This window comes from Helicobacter cinaedi CCUG 18818 = ATCC BAA-847, assembly GCF_000155475.1.
In the GTDB taxonomy this organism is placed as follows: Bacteria; Campylobacterota; Campylobacteria; order Campylobacterales; family Helicobacteraceae; genus Helicobacter_C; species Helicobacter_C cinaedi.
In genome coordinates this window covers 1-563 of record NZ_DS990434.1, presented here as the reverse complement: position 1 = coordinate 563, position 563 = coordinate 1, and the positions used below count along the sequence as shown (strand labels likewise).

The 563-nt window shown below is 32.0% G+C and carries 1 protein-coding gene; it reads right to left on the bottom strand.

The window, feature by feature from the left end; genetic code table 11:
* Positions 1-498: hypothetical protein (locus tag HCCG_RS12725; RefSeq protein WP_002957722.1), on the bottom strand; the 498-nt coding region annotated here is incomplete at its 3' end.
* Positions 499-563: the final 65 nt, after the last annotated feature.

Genomic DNA, 563 nt, shown 5'->3' with positions numbered 1-563 from the left:
ATAGCCCCATTTTGTTTGTGTCTTTTGGTTTTGATATATTTGTTGTTGTGTTTTAGATTGTTTATCTTTATTTGGGATAGTGTCTTGGTTATAGTAGGCTTTGAGGTGGATAGTAATGGGTATGTTAGATTCTAATTCTTTAGATGTATTGTTTGCTTGTTTAGAATCTTTATATTCTGCATACACACTACTCACTAATAGCTTATCTTGATAGTGAAACTCTAGGGTATGGGGTTTATTGAGGTTTGCTAGTCTTATACAACACGCATTAGTCTTAGGTCTGCTTTTATAATGTGGGTGTTCTATCTCTACTCTAAAGGCGTGGCAATCTTTAAGACTCTCTATATCATCTAGGATTATTTCTCCACTTGAGCTTTTTTCATTATAGAGGATCTTACCATTTTTTCTTTGTATGACTTTTATAGTAGCATTTTGTATAAGAGCACTATTCACATCTCTTACTTGTATATGTATAGGTTTGGTGTTAATCTCTGCCATTATTGCTACCCTATCTCATTCTATTTATATGTATATTTTTATTCTATTTAAGCTTACTCACTCTT